This window comes from Rhodovulum steppense, from assembly GCF_004339675.1.
Taxonomy (GTDB): domain Bacteria; phylum Pseudomonadota; class Alphaproteobacteria; order Rhodobacterales; family Rhodobacteraceae; genus Rhodovulum; species Rhodovulum steppense.
The window spans coordinates 50,639-66,720 of the sequence record NZ_SLVM01000016.1 but is presented as its reverse complement, the minus strand read 5'-3'; the positions used below and the strand labels follow the sequence as shown (position 1 = coordinate 66,720).

17 protein-coding genes are annotated in these 16,082 nt (G+C 68.8%); 6 read left to right on the top strand and 11 right to left on the bottom strand.

What is annotated here, in order from left to right; all coding sequences use genetic code 11:
• Nucleotides 1–7 precede the first annotated feature (7 nt).
• On the top strand, nucleotides 8–454 hold the full coding sequence (locus tag EV216_RS11905; RefSeq protein ID WP_132695720.1) for a cupredoxin domain-containing protein: 447 nt from the start codon (nucleotides 8–10) through the stop codon (nucleotides 452–454).
• Nucleotides 455–521: 67 nt separating this feature from the next.
• Nucleotides 522–722, top strand: coding sequence for a PepSY domain-containing protein (locus EV216_RS11900; RefSeq protein ID WP_424511184.1), 201 nt, complete (start codon nucleotides 522–524; stop codon nucleotides 720–722).
• A 75-nt stretch (nucleotides 723–797) separates the two neighbouring features.
• On the opposite strand, the gene hemP is transcribed toward EV216_RS11900, so the two are convergent.
• From hemP to groES, 11 genes are all read right to left on the bottom strand, one after another.
• Entirely contained in the window at nucleotides 798–1,001 is a 204-nt protein-coding gene (hemP, locus tag EV216_RS11895; RefSeq protein ID WP_243642063.1) for a hemin uptake protein HemP, read from the bottom strand.
• An 89-nt stretch (nucleotides 1,002–1,090) separates the two neighbouring features.
• On the bottom strand, nucleotides 1,091–1,879 hold the full coding sequence (locus tag EV216_RS11890; RefSeq protein WP_132695716.1) for a heme ABC transporter ATP-binding protein: 789 nt from the start codon (nucleotides 1,877–1,879) through the stop codon (nucleotides 1,091–1,093).
• Between the two features lie 4 nt (nucleotides 1,880–1,883).
• Entirely contained in the window at nucleotides 1,884–2,960 is a 1,077-nt protein-coding gene (locus tag EV216_RS11885) for a FecCD family ABC transporter permease (RefSeq protein ID WP_132695715.1), read from the bottom strand.
• 4 nt (nucleotides 2,961–2,964) lie between these two features.
• Entirely contained in the window at nucleotides 2,965–3,795 is an 831-nt protein-coding gene (locus tag EV216_RS11880) for a heme/hemin ABC transporter substrate-binding protein (RefSeq protein ID WP_132695713.1), read from the bottom strand.
• The gene (locus EV216_RS11875; protein ID WP_132695711.1) at nucleotides 3,792–4,847 is read right to left on the bottom strand and encodes a hemin-degrading factor; all 1,056 of its coding nucleotides are present in this window, start codon (nucleotides 4,845–4,847) and stop codon (nucleotides 3,792–3,794) included. The genes EV216_RS11880 and EV216_RS11875 overlap by 4 nt, the downstream gene beginning before the upstream one ends.
• Before the next feature lie 121 nt (nucleotides 4,848–4,968).
• Nucleotides 4,969–5,787: a xanthine dehydrogenase accessory protein XdhC gene (gene xdhC / locus EV216_RS11870; protein ID WP_132695709.1), complete on the bottom strand. Its 819-nt coding sequence runs from the start codon at nucleotides 5,785–5,787 to the stop codon at nucleotides 4,969–4,971.
• A complete protein-coding gene (gene xdhB, locus EV216_RS11865; protein ID WP_132695707.1) occupies nucleotides 5,780–8,092 on the bottom strand; it encodes a xanthine dehydrogenase molybdopterin binding subunit in 2,313 nt (770 codons plus the stop codon). Before xdhB ends, xdhC begins: the two co-directional genes overlap by 8 nt.
• Entirely contained in the window at nucleotides 8,089–9,540 is a 1,452-nt protein-coding gene (gene xdhA, locus EV216_RS11860; RefSeq protein ID WP_132695706.1) for a xanthine dehydrogenase small subunit, read from the bottom strand. Before xdhA ends, xdhB begins: the two co-directional genes overlap by 4 nt.
• Nucleotides 9,541–9,711: 171 nt before the next feature.
• A complete protein-coding gene (locus EV216_RS11855; RefSeq protein WP_132695704.1) occupies nucleotides 9,712–10,350 on the bottom strand; it encodes a hypothetical protein in 639 nt (212 codons plus the stop codon).
• Nucleotides 10,351–10,457: 107 nt separating this feature from the next.
• Nucleotides 10,458–12,101, bottom strand: a complete 1,644-nt coding sequence (gene groL, locus EV216_RS11850; RefSeq protein ID WP_132695702.1) for a chaperonin GroEL — start codon at nucleotides 12,099–12,101, stop codon at nucleotides 10,458–10,460.
• A gap of 42 nt (nucleotides 12,102–12,143) precedes the next feature.
• On the bottom strand, nucleotides 12,144–12,431 hold the full coding sequence (groES, locus tag EV216_RS11845; RefSeq protein ID WP_132695700.1) for a co-chaperone GroES: 288 nt from the start codon (nucleotides 12,429–12,431) through the stop codon (nucleotides 12,144–12,146).
• 247 nt (nucleotides 12,432–12,678) lie between these two features.
• Between groES and EV216_RS11840 the strand changes: the two genes are divergently transcribed.
• The 4 genes from EV216_RS11840 to EV216_RS11825 all read left to right on the top strand — a co-directional run bounded on the left by EV216_RS11840 (nucleotide 12,679) and on the right by EV216_RS11825 (nucleotide 16,080).
• Nucleotides 12,679–13,599, top strand: a complete 921-nt coding sequence (locus EV216_RS11840) for a manganese-dependent inorganic pyrophosphatase (RefSeq protein ID WP_132695698.1) — start codon at nucleotides 12,679–12,681, stop codon at nucleotides 13,597–13,599.
• Nucleotides 13,600–13,644: 45 nt separating this feature from the next.
• Nucleotides 13,645–14,514, top strand: coding sequence for a TIGR01459 family HAD-type hydrolase (locus EV216_RS11835; protein ID WP_132695696.1), 870 nt, complete (start codon nucleotides 13,645–13,647; stop codon nucleotides 14,512–14,514).
• Nucleotides 14,515–14,644: 130 nt separating this feature from the next.
• Nucleotides 14,645–15,088 (top strand): MaoC family dehydratase, encoded by a 444-nt coding sequence (locus EV216_RS11830; RefSeq protein WP_132695695.1) that lies wholly within the window; start codon nucleotides 14,645–14,647, stop codon nucleotides 15,086–15,088.
• A 32-nt stretch (nucleotides 15,089–15,120) separates the two neighbouring features.
• The gene (locus EV216_RS11825) at nucleotides 15,121–16,080 is read left to right on the top strand and encodes a bifunctional riboflavin kinase/FAD synthetase (RefSeq protein ID WP_132695693.1); all 960 of its coding nucleotides are present in this window, start codon (nucleotides 15,121–15,123) and stop codon (nucleotides 16,078–16,080) included.
• Nucleotides 16,081–16,082 lie beyond the last annotated feature (2 nt).

The following is a 16,082-nucleotide window of genomic DNA, read 5'->3' as shown; positions in this document are numbered from 1 at the left end:
GAATACCATGAAGAAACTAGCCTTTGCCCTGGCGCTGGGCCTGACGGGCGGCCCCGTGATGGCCGCGCCGCTCTGCGACGATCTGGGCTTTGCCGGGCTTCTGGCGCGCTGCAACCGCGGCGAACCGGTCGTGCTGACACTGGCTTCGGGCCAGCCGCTCTTTGACGGCGAACAACCCGTGGAACTGCAATCGGGCGCCTATTACGTTCTGGACATGACGGCGGACGGATCCGCGGAACTGGCCCTTGTCGGCCCGGAATTCTTCCGTGCGATCTGGATCAACGAGGTCGTCATCAACGATATCGAGGTCCGCGCCATGGCGCTCGACAGCCTCGAATTCGACGCCGCGGGGCAGGTCCGGCTGTCCTTCATCGCGATCAAGCCCGGCACCTACGAGCTGCGCATCCCCGGCACCACCAGCGACAACCAGCGCGTCCAGATCGCCATCCGCTGACAGAAGGGACAAACCGATGAGAAGACTGATCGCCATTGCCGCGCTGATCCTCGCCCCCGGCCTTGCCATGGCCGATGACGAGGTGCCCGCCGAGGTCGTCGAGCAGATCATGGCCATGCTGGCCGAGATGCAATGCGAGATGGATCCCTCGGATATCGAGGCCGAAGACGATGGCGGCTACGAACTCGACGACGTGTTCTGCATCGACGGGCAATACGACATCGAACTCGACGCCGATCTCCAGATCACCGAGCGCCGCAAGGAGTGATCGCGGATCGCAGGCAGAAACGGCAAACGCCGCGCAGGGCACCCCGCGCGGCGTTTCGCATTTCCGGGGCCGGGCCTATTTGGTCAGGATCAGCTTGCCCGCCCGCGTGATCCGCAACTGGTAGTCCATCCCGTTCAGCCGGATCACCGCACTGGACCCGCCTCCCGTCAGCCGCCGCGCATCATGCTCGGGCGCCCGAGCGACCACCGCGCCAGCGTCGTCCTTCCCGCCGACCTCCCCCGCCAGCACGCATTCCACCTGTCCCATCGCTCTCTCCATCCACGCGCTCCTGTCCTGATCGGGCCGCCCTCGAACGGCCCACCCCCTCAATTCCTGACAGAAACAGTCGGCATTGAAAAGGGGGATATCTACTCCGCCGCCACCCGCCCCGCGGCATGCGGCAGCAGATAGGTGCCGCGCGCGGGCGGGGTGTTCACCCGGATCGGGCAGCGATAGGCCGCGCTCAGCAGATCGTCGCGCAGCACCGCGCCGGGCAGCCCCAGCCCCAGCACGCGCCCCTCGGAAATCAGCGCCACGCGGTCGGCGAACATCGCGGTCAGGTTCAGATCATGCATCACCGCCACAACCCCGCCGCCCCGGTCGGCAAAGTCGCGCGCGATCTCCATCACCTGCAACTGATGCCCGATATCCAGGCTCGATACAGGTTCATCCAGGAACAGCCAGCGCGGCGCGCCATGCGCCACCGGCTCCCAGACCTGCGCCAGCACGCGGGCCAGTTGCACGCGCTGCTGCTCGCCGCCCGACAATTCCTGGTAATAGCGCCCCTCGAACCCGGCCAGCCCGACCCGCGCCAGCGCCTGCGGCACCAGCCCCGCCGCGCCCGCCTCGACCCCGCCTGTCAGGCCCAGCCGCACCACCTCGGCCGCCGTGAAGGGAAAGGCCAGCGGCGTCGCCTGCGGCAGCACGCCCCGCAAGCCTGCAAGCGCCCAGGGGCGAAGATCGGCGATGTCCTGGCCGTTCAGCCGGACCCGCCCGCCATGGGAGAGATCGCCCGTAAGCGCCCGCAGAAGCGTCGTCTTGCCCGATCCGTTCGGGCCGACGATGGCAGTCAGATGCCCCGCAAGGGCCTCGAAATCGACACCGCACAGGACCGCGCGGCGGCCCAGGCGAACGGTGATGCCCCGTGCCTCCAGCATCCGCCTACAGGTCCAGAACGCCGCGCTTGCGCAGCAGGATCCACAGGAAGAACGGCCCGCCCAGAACCGCCGTGACGATCCCGATAGGCAATTCCGCAGGCGCGATCACGATGCGGCTGATGACATCCGCCAGGATCAGCAGCGCCGCGCCCAGCAGCGCGGAATTGACCAGCAGATAGCGATGATCCGGCCCCGTCGCGAGGCGCAGCAGATGCGGCACCACGATGCCGACAAAGCCGATCCCGCCCGACACCGCCACCGCCGCCCCGGTGGCCCCCGCCACGGTCAGGATCGCCACCGCCTTCAGCCGCTGCACCGGGATGCCGATATGGAACGCCGCCGCCTCGCCCAGCGCCAGCCCGTTCAGCCCGCGCGCCAGCATCGGCGCGGCGACCAGCGCCAGCACCATCAGCGGCACGGCCGCGGCCAGCTTGGCCCAGGTCGCTCCCGCCAGCGAGCCAAGCCCCCAGAAGGTCAGGTCGCGCAACTGCGCATCATCGGCCATGTAGACCAGGATGCCCGACAAGGCCCCCGCCAGCGCCCCCAGCGCAATCCCCCCCAACAGCATCGTCGCGACCGAGGTCCGTCCCCGCCGCGTGGCGATGCCGTACAGCACCAGCGTCGCCGCCCAGCCGCCCAGAAAGGCCGCCACCGGCACCGCGTAATAGCCCAGCGCCGCCGCCAGACCGGCAGGCAGCAGCCCGCCCAGCACGATCGCCGCGATCGCCCCCAGCCCCGCCCCCGCGCTGACCCCGACCAGCCCCGGATCGGCCAGCGGATTGCGGAACAGCCCCTGCATCACCGCCCCCGACACCGCCAGCGCGGCACCCACCAGCGCGCCCAGCACCAGCCGCGGCAGGCGGATTTCGAACAGCACGACCCGGTCGGCCAGCGACACCTCGCGCCCCGCGATCATGTCGGCCAGCACCGCCCAGGGCGAGGTGCCCGCCGCCCCCACCGTCAGGCTGAAGACCGACATACCCCCCAGCGCCACGACCAGCAGCAGCGTGACCCGCCGGGCCTGCGCGCCGCGGTCCCAGCCCTGCACGGTCGGGGCGCTGTCGGGGCTGATCGCGACCATCGGATCAGCTCCCCGCCTTGGCCAGCGCGGCCGACAACTCGCGCACCGCGTCCCCCGTCCGCGGGCCGAAGCCCAGCAGGAACAGCCCGTCCATCCGCACCAGCGCCCGCGCCCGGCCCGCGGGCGTCGTGCGGATCGCGGGATGGTCCAGCACCTGATCGGCCCCGTCCGCGGCGCCTTCGCGCGCCATCATCAGGATCACGTCGGGCGCGGCAAGTGTCACCGCCTCGTCGGTCAGCGGCTTGTAGCCCTCGAAGTCGCGGATCGCGTTCTCGCCGCCCGCCAGCCGGATGATGCCGTCCGCGGCGGTGTTCCGCCCCGCCGCCAGCACCCGCCCGCCCTGCACCGACATCACGAACATGACCTTCGGCCCCGGACCCCCGGCGGCCTCGGCGGCGGCCGCATCCAGCGCGGCGCCCACCTCTGCGGCCAGCGCAGCGCCCTTGTCGGGCACGCCCAGCGCATCGGCCACCGCCTCGATCTTGGCCAGCACGGCGGCGCGGTCATGCCCGTCGGGGATCTCGACAAAGGGAATCGCGGCGGTGCGCAGCAGATCGACCGTCTCGGGCGGGCCTGCGCCTTCCTCGGCGAGGATCAGATCGGGGTTCACCGACAACAGCCCCTCGGGCGACAGGCGGCGGGCATAGCCCACATCGGGCAGATCGCGCACCGCCTGCGGATAGGTCGAGGTCGTGTCGCGCCCGACCAGCCGGTGCCCCTCGCCCAGCGCATGGACGATTTCGGTGACCGCGCCGCCGACCGACACGATCCGGTCGGACGCCGCGGCGGGCAATGCGCCCGCCAGCACCGCGACAAGGGCCAGCGCGCGGATCATGCGGGCACCTCCTCGTCCAGACCGGGCAGCGTCGCCACCAGTTCGTCCCAGACGGGCGTGTGATCGACCTCGCCCTGCCGCATGCCAAAGGCTTGCAGGATCAGCGCGCCCCGCGCATCGAACGCCTCGACCGAGACGGCCGGGCCGCGTTTCGTCGGCTTGGTCACGGCCCAAAGCTCGGCCACATGATCGCCGCGCAGATGCAGGTTGAAATCGGGATCGAGGATGTTCAGCCAGGGCCCCGTCGGCTTGATATTCGCCGCCGGGCCGCCGTGGATTTCAATGCAGCCCTGGTTTCCGACGAACAGCATGAAGGGCAGGGCGCGTTCCGCCAGCCCGTCAAGCAGCCCGCTCATCCCGGCCGGGTCCAGCGCCCGCACAAGCGGCGCGCCCGCGATGCGATAGGCGCCCAGCCGGTTCATCCTGAGCTTGCGTACCATTTGCAGGAACTGATGCGTGTCGGTCAGCCGGTCCCATTCCTCGCGCAGCCGCCCGGCCTTGGCGGGGTCGGATTTCGCCGGTTCCACCGGCTCGCGCGGCGCAACGCGCAGGCTGTCAGACTGATCCTCCATCCGCAGCGCGGCCAGCAATGCCGCCCATTCGGCCTCGATCCCGTCCTCGCCCAGATAGATCTTGTGGACCGCATCGCCCGCCGCATCGAAGATCTGGAGCGAGCGGCGGATCTTGCCGCCCTTCTGCTCCTCGACCGCGAAGCCATGGACCCAGTGGCGGGGAAAGATGCGCAGGTCGATCGCCGGGCTCAGCACCATCGCGGCATGCTCGCCCGGCGTGTAATCGCCATAGACTCCCGTCTTCTCGATCACCGCGCTGTCGTTCCGGGTCAGCGCCATCGCCACGCCGAACCCGGGCATCAGCGGCATCAACCCGTCGGGATGCGCCGCGATCCGGGTCACGCCCGCGCCGCATTGCGCGGCCAGAACCTGCGCCTCGGCCGCGCCCAGGCTGTCGGCCAGATCGCGGCTGCGCATGGTGGATTTCTCGGCCCGGACGGCCCTGATCCTGTCCGGAGTCACGTTTTCGCCCGCTTCCATCGGAGGCTCCCTTTCCGTTTCGACTGTCTCGGAATGCTGCCTGGCTGGCCGGGAAACGCAACCGTCCCGGCGTCGCTGGATCGCGGGCCGTTCGCGCGGCCGTCAATGTTGAGTGAAACTATCAGATATCCGCTGCAATGCAAGCGGCCTCTGCCGCCCGCGCACCCAGCGCCGCCATGATCTCGGCCAGCACGAAGGCCGCGATCACCGCAGGCCGCTTGTCGCCCGCCCCGGCCGCGCCGATGGGGCAGGTCAGCCCCCGATGCGCAACGCCCCGCTCGGCCAGGAACCGCAAGAGCCGCGCGCGCTTGCTGGCCGAGCCGATCATCCCGACATAGGCCGCGTCGTCCCGCGCCAGCGCCTCGGCCACCAGCAGGAAATCCAGCCCGTGATCGTGGGTCAGCACCACATGGGCCGCGCCGGGCGGGGCCGCGCGGATCTCGGCCTCGGGCAGCGGGGTCAGCCGCGCCTCGACGCCCGGGGGCGCCTGCGCGACCTGATCGGCGCGGCTGTCGATCAGCAGGGTCCGCACCGGCATCTGCACCAGCAACCCGGCCAGCGCCCGGCCCACATGTCCCGCCCCCAGGATCAGCACATGCGGGCGCGCGTCCGCCGCCGCGTGCTCGGCCGCCAGCAGCGCCGCCCGTCCGGCCACATCCAGCCGGGTCAGCGCCACGACAACGCGCCCGCCGCAGCATTGCCCGGTCTCGGGGCCCAGGGCTACCTCGATCCGGCGCGCGGCTTCGCCTGCGGCCAGCATCGCCCGCGCCGCCGCGATCGCGTCGAATTCCAGCCGCCCGCCGCCGATCGTGCCGAAACAGGCCCCCGCCGTCACCAGCATCCAGGCCCCCGCCTCGCGCGGGGCCGAGCCCTGCACCCCCTCCAGCCGCACCAGGACCGCGTCCGGATGGGCCGACAGGAAGCCCGACGCCTCAGCCACCGCGCAACCGCTCGATGGCCATCAGCACCCGTTCGGGCGTTGCGGGCGCGTCCAGCCGCGGACATTCGCGGTACTCCGCCACGCTCGCCACCGCCATCGACAGCGCCTCAAGCACCGAGATCGCCAGCATGAAGGGCGGCTCGCCCACCGCCTTGGACCGCTTGATCGTCATTTCGCGATTCTCGGACCAGTCGGCGAGCCGCACGTTGAAGACCCGCGGAATGTCCGAGGCCAGCGGGATCTTGTAGGTGGACGGCGCATGCGTGCGCAGACGCCCGTGGTCGTCCCACCACAATTCCTCGGTCGTGAGCCACCCCATCCCCTGCACGAACCCGCCCTCGACCTGCCCCAGATCCAGCGCGGGATTCAGCGACCGGCCCGCATCATGCAGGATATCCACCCGCTCGACCCGGTATTCCCCGGTCAGCGTGTCCACCGACACCTCGGAACAGGACGCGCCATAGGCGAAGTAATAGAACGGCCGCCCCTTGCCCGCCGCCCGGTCCCAGTGGATATCCGGCGTGCGGTAGAACCCCGCCGCCGACAGATGCACCCGCGCCATATAGGCCTCGTGCACCAGCCGGTCGAAGGGCACCGCCGCGCCCCCGATCCGCACCTCGTTGGGCGCAAAGCGCACATCGGCCGGATCGACGCCGCGGCTTTCGGCGGCAAACCCGACCAGCCGCGCCTTGATCTGCTCGGCGGCATCCAGCGCCGCCATCCCGTTCAGATCCGACCCCGACGAGGCCGCGGTGGCCGAGGTATTCGGCACCTTCTCGGTCGTCGTCCTGGTGATCCGGATCCGCTCGATATCCACCTGAAAGGCGTCCGCCACCACCTGCGCGACCTTGGTGTTCAGCCCCTGCCCCATCTCGGTGCCGCCATGGTTCAGGTGGATCGAACCGTCCTTGTAGACATGGATCAAGGCACCCGCCTGATTGTACCAGGTCGCGGTGAACGAGATGCCGAACTTGACCGGCGTCAACGCGATGCCCCTGCGGATGATCCCCCCTTGCGCGTTATGCGCCAGCACCGCGGCCCGGCGGGCGGCGTATTCGGCGCTGTCCTCCAGTTCCGCGACCAGCCGGGGCAGGATCATGTCCTCCACCCGCTGGTGATAGGGGGTCAGGTCGCGCCCCTCGCGGTAGAAATTCGCGCGGCGGATCTCCAGCGGATCGCGGCCCAGCGCATAGGCGATCTCCTCGATCATGCGCTCCGCCGCGATCATCCCCTGAGGGCCCCCGAAGCCGCGAAAGGCCGTGTTCGAGACGGTATCGGTCTTCAGGGGGCGCGAGCGCAGCCGCACCGCCGGGTAGAAATAGGCATTGTCGGCATGAAACAGCGCCCGGTCCGTCACCGGCCCCGACAGATCCGCCGAGAACCCGCAGCGCGCGGCAATCGTCGCATCCACGCCATGAATCACGCCCTCCGCATCAAAGCCCACCTCATAGTCCACCACCACGTCATGCCGCTTGCCCGTCGCGATCATGTCCTGGTCGCGGTCGGGGCGGATTTTCACGGGCCGGTTCCAGCGTTTCGCCGCCAGTGCCGCGACCACGCAGAACAGGTTCATCTGCGTTTCCTTGCCGCCGAAACCGCCCCCCATCCGCCGCACGTTCACCACGACCGCATTGGCCGCCACCCCCAGCACCTGCGCCACCATCTGCTGCACCTCGGTCGGGTGCTGGGTCGAGGCGTGCACCGTGACCTCATCATCCTCGCCCGGAACCGCAAAGGCGATCTGGCCCTCCAGATACATGTGGTCCTGCCCGCCGACCGTCATCCGGCCGGTGATCCGGTGGGGTGCCGCCGCAAGCGCCGGACCGACCGCGCCGCGTTCCAGCACCAGCGGCGCGGTCACGTCCGGATAGCCCACCGCCAGCGCCTGTTCGATGGTGATGGCCGCGGGCAGCGGGTCGATCTCGGCACGCGCCAGCACCGCCGCCCGCCGCGCCGCCTCGCGGGTTTCGGCGATCACGGCAAACAGCGGCTGACCGTGAAAGGCGACGGTCGCGACGGGAAAGACCGGGTCATCGCCGGTGCCGTTCGGGCTGATATCGTTCCGCCCCGGAATGTCCGCAGCCGTCAGAACCCCGACAACGCCCGGCGCGGCCAGAACCGCCGACAGGTCAAGTCCGGTCAGCCGCCCATGCGCCACCTCTGCCAGCCCCAGACAGGCATGCAGCGTGCCCAGCGGTTCGGGGATGTCATCGGTATAATCGGCCCGTCCGGTGACATGCTTTTCCGCCGAATCGTGCGGCCGGTCGCGATGGACCGCGCCGCTGATGGCCGCATCCCCCTTCATGCCGCACCTCCGGTCCGGGCCTCGCCCTGCTCCAGCCAGAACCGCCGGAACAGGTTCTGCGCGACCTTCATCCGGTACTCGGCCGTGCCGCGCCAGTCGGTCAGCGGCGTGAAATCGCGCGGCAGATCCGCCGCGGCCGCGACCAGCGAGGCCTCGCACCATGGCCGCCCCACCAGCGCCGCCTCGGCATGGGCGGCCCGCTTCGGCACCCCGGCCATGCCGCCAAGGGCGATCCGCGCCGCCCTCACGATCCCGCCCTCGACCGTCACGGCAAAGGCGGCGGCCAGGGTCGAGATATCCTCGTCCCGCCGTTTCGATATCTTGTAGGCGGCATGCCGCGTCCCCGGCCCCGAAAGCGGAATGCGCAGGCTCTCGACGAACTCCCCCGGCGCGCGGTCCTGTCGGCCATACTCCACAAAGAACGCCTCCAGCGGCAGCACCCGCCGCACATCGCCCCGGCGCAGCACCACCTCGGCCCCCAGCGCGATCAAGGCGGGCGGCGTGTCCCCGATGGGCGAGCCGTTCGCGATATTGCCCCCGATCGTGCCCGCCGCGCGCACCTGCGGCCCGCCGATCCGCGACCAGTAGCCCGCCAGATGCGGAAAACCCGCGACCAGCGGGCCTTGCGCCTCGGCATAGCTGGCGCCCGCGCCCAGATGCAGCGCGCCGTCGCGCGTCTCGACCCGCCGCAGCGCATCGAGATGGCCGACAAGGATCGCGGGCGAAATGCGCCGCAGCCCCTTGGTCACCCACAGCCCCACATCGGTCGCCCCCGCCACCACCACCGCGTCGGGCATCTCGGCCAGAAGGGCGGCGAAATCCTCCACATCCGCAGGCAGGATCGCCCGGCTTTCCCCACGCGCCACCTCGACCCGCCGCCCGTCGCGCAGCCCCGCCAGCCGCGCCGCGACCTCGGCACGGCCCGTCACCAGCGGATCGGCCGCACGGTCCCCGAACCCGTCCATCGCCTCGGCCGCGCGCAGGATCGGCGCATAGCCCGTGCAGCGGCACAGATTGCCCTGAAGCGCCTCCTCGACCGCCTCGCGCCCCGGCGCAGGCGTCGAAAGCCACAGCGCCACCAGCGCCATCACGATCCCCGGCGTGCAGAATCCGCACTGGCTGCCGTGATGCGCGACCATCGCCGCCTGCACCGGATGCAAGCCCCCTCCCGGCCCCGCCAGATGCTCGACCGTCACCACATGGCAGCCGTCCAGCGTGGCCAGCGGGCGGATGCAGGCATTGACCGGCTCATAGACCAGCCCGCCCCCGGCCAGCCGCCCCACCAGCACCGTGCAGGCCCCGCAATCGCCCTCGGCGCAGCCCTCCTTGGTGCCGGTCAGGCGACGCCGAAGGCGCAGGAAATCCAGCGCCATGTCCTCGGCGCCGACCTCGGCCAGGCGAACCTCCTCGCCATTCAGCAGGAATCTGATTTCCCGGCGGTGATCCATCGCGCGTCCCTCCATCCCCGCCACTCTACGCGCAGCCGCCGCAGGGGCAACATCCGCCCCGCATTCCGGCCCGGCCCCGCCCACCCGCTGCCCAATCCCCGGGCAACGAAAAGGGGGCCGCGAACGCGGCCCCCTTGCAATCCGTCGCGGAGGATGGATGGCGCGGGCGCCCTATTCCACCTCTTGCGGCACCGCGAAGACGATCGGCCCGAGTGTCCGGTTCGGAACCGGCCCCCATTTCCGATGCTTCAACTGGCCGTCTGCGATATACAGGTTGCGCAAGAGGAACGTATCGACAGCACCATCGGTCCGAAGTTCCATCGCATCCCCGTCCGCCGTGCGGACGATTGCAACCGCGTCGTCATTGGCGGCGATGCTCTCGATGATCCGTCGGACATCATAGGGGTCGGTGACACGATCCACCCGGAAGTAACAGAATCCCTCATAGGCCCCCGCGCCGACGAACGCGACCGCGCCCAGAGCGACCGTTACCGGAGCCATCAGCACGCTTCCGATGCTGCCGATGGCACCGGCCGTCCCGGCGATAATTCCGACGGTTCCGGCCGCCGACGCCCCGGCCGCCGTCGATCCCAGCAGGGTCAGGCCGGACCCTGAATGCAACAGCGTGTAATACCCCGCCGCCTTCAACGCGATACCCGCGGCGTCGGCACCACCGGCGACGGACGCCCCCACCGCCGTCGCCGCATTTCCGACGAGCTTCGAGGGTTTGTAGTCGCAGATTTCTGCCTGGGCGCTTCCCGCGATGAACGCGAGGCATGAAGCGGCCAGCAGGCCGGGCTTGCGTGTCATCGACCCCACTCCGTCAACAGTCCGACCGTTTCCAGATACGCGCGCCGGGACAAAAAAAGAAGGGGCCGCGAAACGCGGCCCCATTCCGATCCATCCCGAGGGATGGCTTACATCATGCCGCCCATGCCGCCCATGTCGGGCATGCCGGCGCCGGCACCGGCGCCTTTCGGCTCGGGCTTGTCGGCCACCATCGCCTCGGTGGTGATCAGCAGGCCCGCGACCGAGGCTGCGTCTTCCAGCGCGGTGCGGGTCACCTTGGCCGGGTCGATCACGCCGAACTTGAACATGTCGCCATATTCCTCGGTCTGGGCGTTGAAGCCGAAATTGGCTTCGGCGCTTTCACGCACCTTGCCCGCGACCACGGCGCCGTCCACACCGGCGTTCTCGGCGATCTGGCGCAGCGGCGCTTCCAGCGCCTTGCGGATGATCGCGATGCCGGTGTTCTGGTCCTCGTTGGCGCCGGTCATGCCCTCGAGCACCTTGCCCGCCTGCACCAGCGCGACGCCGCCGCCGACCACGATGCCTTCCTGCACGGCCGCGCGGGTCGCGTTGAGCGCGTCATCGACGCGGTCCTTGCGCTCCTTGACCTCGATCTCGGTCATGCCGCCGACGCGGATGACGGCAACGCCACCGGCCAGTTTCGCGACACGCTCCTGCAGCTTCTCGCGGTCGTAGTCCGAGCTGGTTTCCTCGATCTGGGCGCGGATCTGGCCGACGCGGGCCTCGATCTCGGCCTTGTCGCCGGCACCGTCGATGATCGTGGTGTCGTCCTTCTTGATCAGGACCTTCTTGGCGCGGCCCAGCATGTCGAGGGTCACGTTCTCCAGCTTCATGCCCAGATCTTCCGAGATCACCTGGCCACCCGTGAGGATCGCGATGTCCTGCAGCATGGCCTTGCGGCGATCGCCGAAGCCCGGCGCCTTGACGGCGGCGATCTTCAGGCCACCGCGCAGCTTGTTGACGACCAGCGTGGCCAGCGCCTCGCCTTCCACGTCCTCGGCGATGATCAGCAGCGGCTTCTGCGACTGGATCACGGCTTCGAGCAGCGGCACCATCGGCTGCAGCGAGCTGAGTTTCTTCTCGTGCAGCAGGATGAGGCAGTCTTCCAGTTCCGCGGCCATCTTGTCGGCATTGGTCACGAAATAGGGGCTCAGGTAGCCGCGGTCGAACTGCATGCCTTCGACGACCTCGACCTCGGTCTCCATGCCCTTGTTCTCTTCGACGGTGATGACGCCGTCATTGCCGACCTTCTGCATCGCGTCGGCGATGAAGCGGCCGATATTGGCCTCGCCATTCGCGGAGATGGTGCCGACCTGCGCGACCTCGTCGCTGTCGCTCACCGGACGCGAGGCGCCCTTGATCGCCTCGACCACGGCACTGGTGGCCAGGTCGATGCCGCGCTTCAGGTCCATCGGGTTCATGCCCGCGGCGACCGACTTCATGCCTTCGCGGACGATGGCCTGGGCCAGAACGGTGGCGGTGGTGGTGCCGTCGCCGGCCTCGTCATTGGTGCGGCTGGCCACTTCCTTGACCATCTGCGCGCCCATGTTCTCGAACTTGTCCTCCAGTTCGATCTCCTTGGCGACGGTCACGCCGTCCTTGGTGATCCGGGGCGCCCCGAAGGATTTCTCGATGACGACATTGCGGCCCTTGGGGCCCAGGGTAACCTTCACCGCGTCGGCGAGGGTGTTCACACCCTTCAGCATGCGGTTGCGGGCATCGGTAGAGAATTTGACGTCCTTGGCAGCCATTGCGCTTGCTCCTGGTTGTCCGATTTACGTTTCTGCGACGGCTCAGGCGATGACGCCGAGGATGTCGCTTTCCTTCATGATCAGCAGGTCTTCGCCGTCGATCGTCACCTCGGTGCCCGACCACTTGCCGAAGAGGACGCGGTCACCGGCTTTCACGGCCATCTCGATCAGCTCGCCGGAATCCTTGCGGGCACCTTCGCCACAGGCGATGACTTCGCCCTCGGCCGGTTTTTCCTTCGCGCTGTCGGGAATGATCAGACCGCCTTTGGTCTTCTCGTCGCTTTCGACACGGCGGACCAGAACCCGGTCATGCAGCGGTTTGAATGCCATCTTTGAACGCTCCTTGGTTCAGGGTATGATCTGTTGTCACTCGTACCCATCGAGTGCTAACGCCGCTGAGTTAGGCACAAGCCGAATGCCTGTCAAGAAGCCGCAGGGCGAAAAAATTCTCGCGCCGCCCCCTTTAAAACACGGCGCGCCCACCGTCACGAAAGCTTCGCCCGCCGCCCCCGTGACAAGCCCCGCGCCCCTGCCTATAAGGACGCCCGACCGACATTCCTGACAAGCGGACATCCCCATGACGATCAAGGTCCTTGGCCACAAGTCTCCCGACACCGATTCCACCGGCTCGCCGATCATCTGGGCGTGGTATCTCTCCGAAATCCAGGGCCGCAAGGCCGAGGCGAAGCTGCTGGGCGAGCCCAATACCGAGGCGAAATTCGTGCTCGGCCGCTGGGGTCTCGACCAGCCCGAGATCATCGCCGATGTCGCGGCGGGCGAGGATGTGGTGGTCGTGGACACCAACAACCCCGCGGAACTGCCCGCCTCGATCAACGAGGCGAACGTGATCGCGCTGATCGACCATCACATGCTGGTCGGCGGGCTCAAGACGCGCGCGCCCATCGACATCACCGTGCGCCCCGTCGCCTGCACCGCCACCATCATGCACGACCTGATGGGCGCGGACGCCGCGAAGATGCCCGCGGCGATCAAGGGCACGATGCTGTCCTGCATCCTGTCCGACACGCTGGAATTCCGCTCGCCCACCACGACGCCCGCGGACAAGGCGCTGGCCGAGGCGCTGGCCGCCGATCTGGGCGTCTCGATCCCCGATTACGCCGCCGAGATGTTCGCCGCGAAATCCGACGTCTCGGCCTTCTCGGACGCGGAACTGCTGCGGATGGATTCCAAGGAGTTCGAGATCGCGGGCAAGCAGTTCCGCGTTTCGGTTCTGGAAACCACCTCGCCGAAAACCGTGCTCGACCGCAAGGCCAGCCTGATGGAGTCGATGGTCACCGTGGCGCAGGAAGACGGCGCCGACCAGGTGCTTCTGTTCGTCGTCGACATCCTGCGCGAGGAGGCGACGCTGCTGGTGCCGAACGATCTGGTCAAGACCGTGGCCGAGAAGAGCTTTGGCGCCACGGTCGCGGGCGACACCGTCGTTCTGCCCGGCATCATGAGCCGGAAAAAGCAGATCCTGCCCGCCCTGCAACTCTGACCCCAAGGGGGCGCCCATCGCGGCGCCCCGCTTCAAGGACCGCCCATGACGCAGATCATCGACCGCCTCGACGAGGTCTCCGCCCGCTACCGCGCGCTTTTCGTCGATCTGTGGGGCTGCGTTCACAATGGGCGCGAGCCGTTCCCCGAGGCCGTCGCTGCGTTGCAGCACTACAAGGCAGGCGGCGGCGTGGTGGTGCTGCTGACCAACGCGCCGCGCCATCGCAAGGCGGTCGAGGGCCAGCTTGACCGGATCGGCGTGCCCACCGATTGCTGGGACACCATCGCCACCTCGGGCGATGCCGCCCGCATGGCGATGTTCCGCGGCGCGGTCGGGCAGCGGGTCTTCTTCATGGGCACCGACGAGGACGAGTCCTTCTTCGACCCGATCCGCATCGTCCAGAACCCCGTCGCGATCGAGCGTGTCCCGCTCGATCAGGCCGAGGGCATCGTCTGCACCGGCCCCTTCGACGCCCATGCCGACCCCGCCGACCTGCGCCCGCAGCTGCTTTACGCCAAGAACAAAGGCCTGAAGCTGCTCTGCGCCAATCCCGATATCGTCGTGGACCGGGGCGAGACGCGGGAATGGTGCGGCGGCGCGGTCGCGCAGCTTTATACCGAGATGGGCGGCGAAAGCCTTTACTTCGGCAAGCCGCACCCGCCGATCTACGACCTTGCCCGCCAGCGGCTGGCACAGATCGCCGAGGTGCCCGATTACCAGATCCTCTGCATCGGCGACGGCATCGCGACCGACATTCGCGGCGCGCTGGGCGAGGATCTCGATTCGCTCTTCATCACCGGCGGGCTGGCCGCGCAGGAAACGAACACCGCGCGCGACCCCGACCCCGCCGCGCTGAACGCCTTTCTCTCCCGCGAAATGGCCAGCCCCACCTACGCCATGGGCTTCCTGCGCTAGGCCAGCCCCCGCACGCAACAAAGTTGCGACACTCGCATCTTCCGTAACGGTATATTACCCTTCGTCGTTGCAGCCTCGGATCGGCTTCGCTATGCTGCGCTGCAACATCAGAATCCGGGGAGCCGGGGGAATGCTCGACAACATGCCACGCGGAACCATCTGCATCGAGGATCTCGAGATCGGCATGATCCGCCACCTCCGCAAGGAAGTGACGGACCGCGATATCGAGATGTTTGCCGAGGTCTCGACCGACCGCAACCCGGTGCATCTGGACGACGATTACGCGATGGCGACGATCTTCGAGGGCCGCATCGCGCATGGCATGCTGACCGCGGGGCTTATCTCGGCGGTGATCGGCGAACAGCTTCCGGGCCATGGCACGATCTACCTGGGCCAGACCCTGAAATTCCTCGCCCCCGTGCGCCCCGGCGATGTCGTCCTGGCCGAGGTCGAGGTGATGGCCATCGACTACGGCAAGCGCCGCGTGACGCTGGACACCCGCTGCCTGGTCAATGGCAAGCCGGTGCTCAAGGGCGAGGCGACGGTGCTGGCGCCGACCAAGAAATTCGATTGACGCCGCCCGGCCTTGGGTGCAATCCGGGGCCGATGAAGACCTTCACGACATGGGCAGGCGCCCCCCTGGGCGAGCGCGGCGCAGTGGCCGCCATCGGCAATTTCGATGGCGTGCATCTGGGCCATCGCAGCGTGATCGAGCTTGCCCGGGCCGAGGCCGCCCGGCGCGGCGTGCCGCTGGGCGTCGTCACCTTCGAACCCCATCCGCGCCAGCATTTCGCCCCCGACGCCGCCCCGTTCCGGCTGATGAATGCCGAGGCGCGCTCGAACCGGCTGGCGAAACTCGGCATCGACCACCTGTATGAACTGCCCTTCGACGGCAGGCTGGCCGCCCTGACCCCCGAGGCCTTCGCCCGCGAGGTGCTGCATGAGGGGCTGGGGCTGGCCCATGTCGTCATCGGCCAGGATTTCCGCTTCGGCAAGGGCCGCGCGGGCGATGTCGCCGCGTTGCGCCGGTTCGGCGACGATCTGGGCTTCCGCGTGACCGTCGCCGATCTGCTGGAAAACGCCGCGGGCGAGGTCTCCTCGACCGCGATCCGCGAGGCGCTGACCGATGGCCGCCCGCGCGATGCCGCCGCGATGCTGGGCCATTGGCACCGGATCGAGGGCGAGGTGCTGCACGGCGATTCGCGCGGCCATGCGCTGGGCTATCCCACCGCCAACATGTCGATCCACGGCCTGCACCGCCCCCGCTTCGGCGTCTATGCCGTGCGCGTCGATGTGCTGTCCGGCCCGCATGTCGGCAGCCATGACGGCGTCGCCTCGATCGGGGTGCGCCCGATGTTCGGCGAGAATGTCCCGAACTGCGAAAGCTACCTGTTCGACTTCAAGGGCGATCTCTACGGCACGCATCTGTCGGTCGCGCTGGTCGAGTTCCTGCGCGACGAGGCGAAATATGACAGCCTCAACGCCCTGGTCGCCCAGATCGAGCGGGATTGCACCCGCGCCCGCGAGATCCTCGCCCAGGACCCGCCCCTGCCCTGGCGGCCCTGAGC

What these genes read in the sequence shown, in the direction of transcription:
- EV216_RS11905 (WP_132695720.1), top strand. Translation starts at nt 8, where the DNA reads ATGAAGAAACTAGCCTTTGCCCTGGCGCTGGGCCTGACGGGCGGCCCC.
- EV216_RS11835 (WP_132695696.1), top strand. Translation starts at nt 13,645, where the DNA reads ATGACGCAGATCATCGACCGCCTCGACGAGGTCTCCGCCCGCTACCGC.
- EV216_RS11855 (WP_132695704.1), bottom strand. Translation starts at nt 10,350, where the DNA reads ATGACACGCAAGCCCGGCCTGCTGGCCGCTTCATGCCTCGCGTTCATC.
- xdhB (WP_132695707.1), bottom strand. Translation starts at nt 8,092, where the DNA reads ATGAAGGGGGATGCGGCCATCAGCGGCGCGGTCCATCGCGACCGGCCG.
- groES (WP_132695700.1), bottom strand. Translation starts at nt 12,431, where the DNA reads ATGGCATTCAAACCGCTGCATGACCGGGTTCTGGTCCGCCGTGTCGAA.
- EV216_RS11825 (WP_132695693.1), top strand. Translation starts at nt 15,121, where the DNA reads ATGAAGACCTTCACGACATGGGCAGGCGCCCCCCTGGGCGAGCGCGGC.
- EV216_RS11885 (WP_132695715.1), bottom strand. Translation starts at nt 2,960, where the DNA reads ATGGTCGCGATCAGCCCCGACAGCGCCCCGACCGTGCAGGGCTGGGAC.
- EV216_RS11830 (WP_132695695.1), top strand. Translation starts at nt 14,645, where the DNA reads ATGCTCGACAACATGCCACGCGGAACCATCTGCATCGAGGATCTCGAG.
- xdhA (WP_132695706.1), bottom strand. Translation starts at nt 9,540, where the DNA reads ATGGATCACCGCCGGGAAATCAGATTCCTGCTGAATGGCGAGGAGGTT.
- EV216_RS11880 (WP_132695713.1), bottom strand. Translation starts at nt 3,795, where the DNA reads ATGATCCGCGCGCTGGCCCTTGTCGCGGTGCTGGCGGGCGCATTGCCC.
- hemP (WP_243642063.1), bottom strand. Translation starts at nt 1,001, where the DNA reads ATGGAGAGAGCGATGGGACAGGTGGAATGCGTGCTGGCGGGGGAGGTC.
- EV216_RS11875 (WP_132695711.1), bottom strand. Translation starts at nt 4,847, where the DNA reads ATGGAAGCGGGCGAAAACGTGACTCCGGACAGGATCAGGGCCGTCCGG.
- EV216_RS11900 (WP_424511184.1), top strand. Translation starts at nt 522, where the DNA reads ATGGCCGATGACGAGGTGCCCGCCGAGGTCGTCGAGCAGATCATGGCC.
- EV216_RS11840 (WP_132695698.1), top strand. Translation starts at nt 12,679, where the DNA reads ATGACGATCAAGGTCCTTGGCCACAAGTCTCCCGACACCGATTCCACC.
- EV216_RS11890 (WP_132695716.1), bottom strand. Translation starts at nt 1,879, where the DNA reads ATGCTGGAGGCACGGGGCATCACCGTTCGCCTGGGCCGCCGCGCGGTC.
- groL (WP_132695702.1), bottom strand. Translation starts at nt 12,101, where the DNA reads ATGGCTGCCAAGGACGTCAAATTCTCTACCGATGCCCGCAACCGCATG.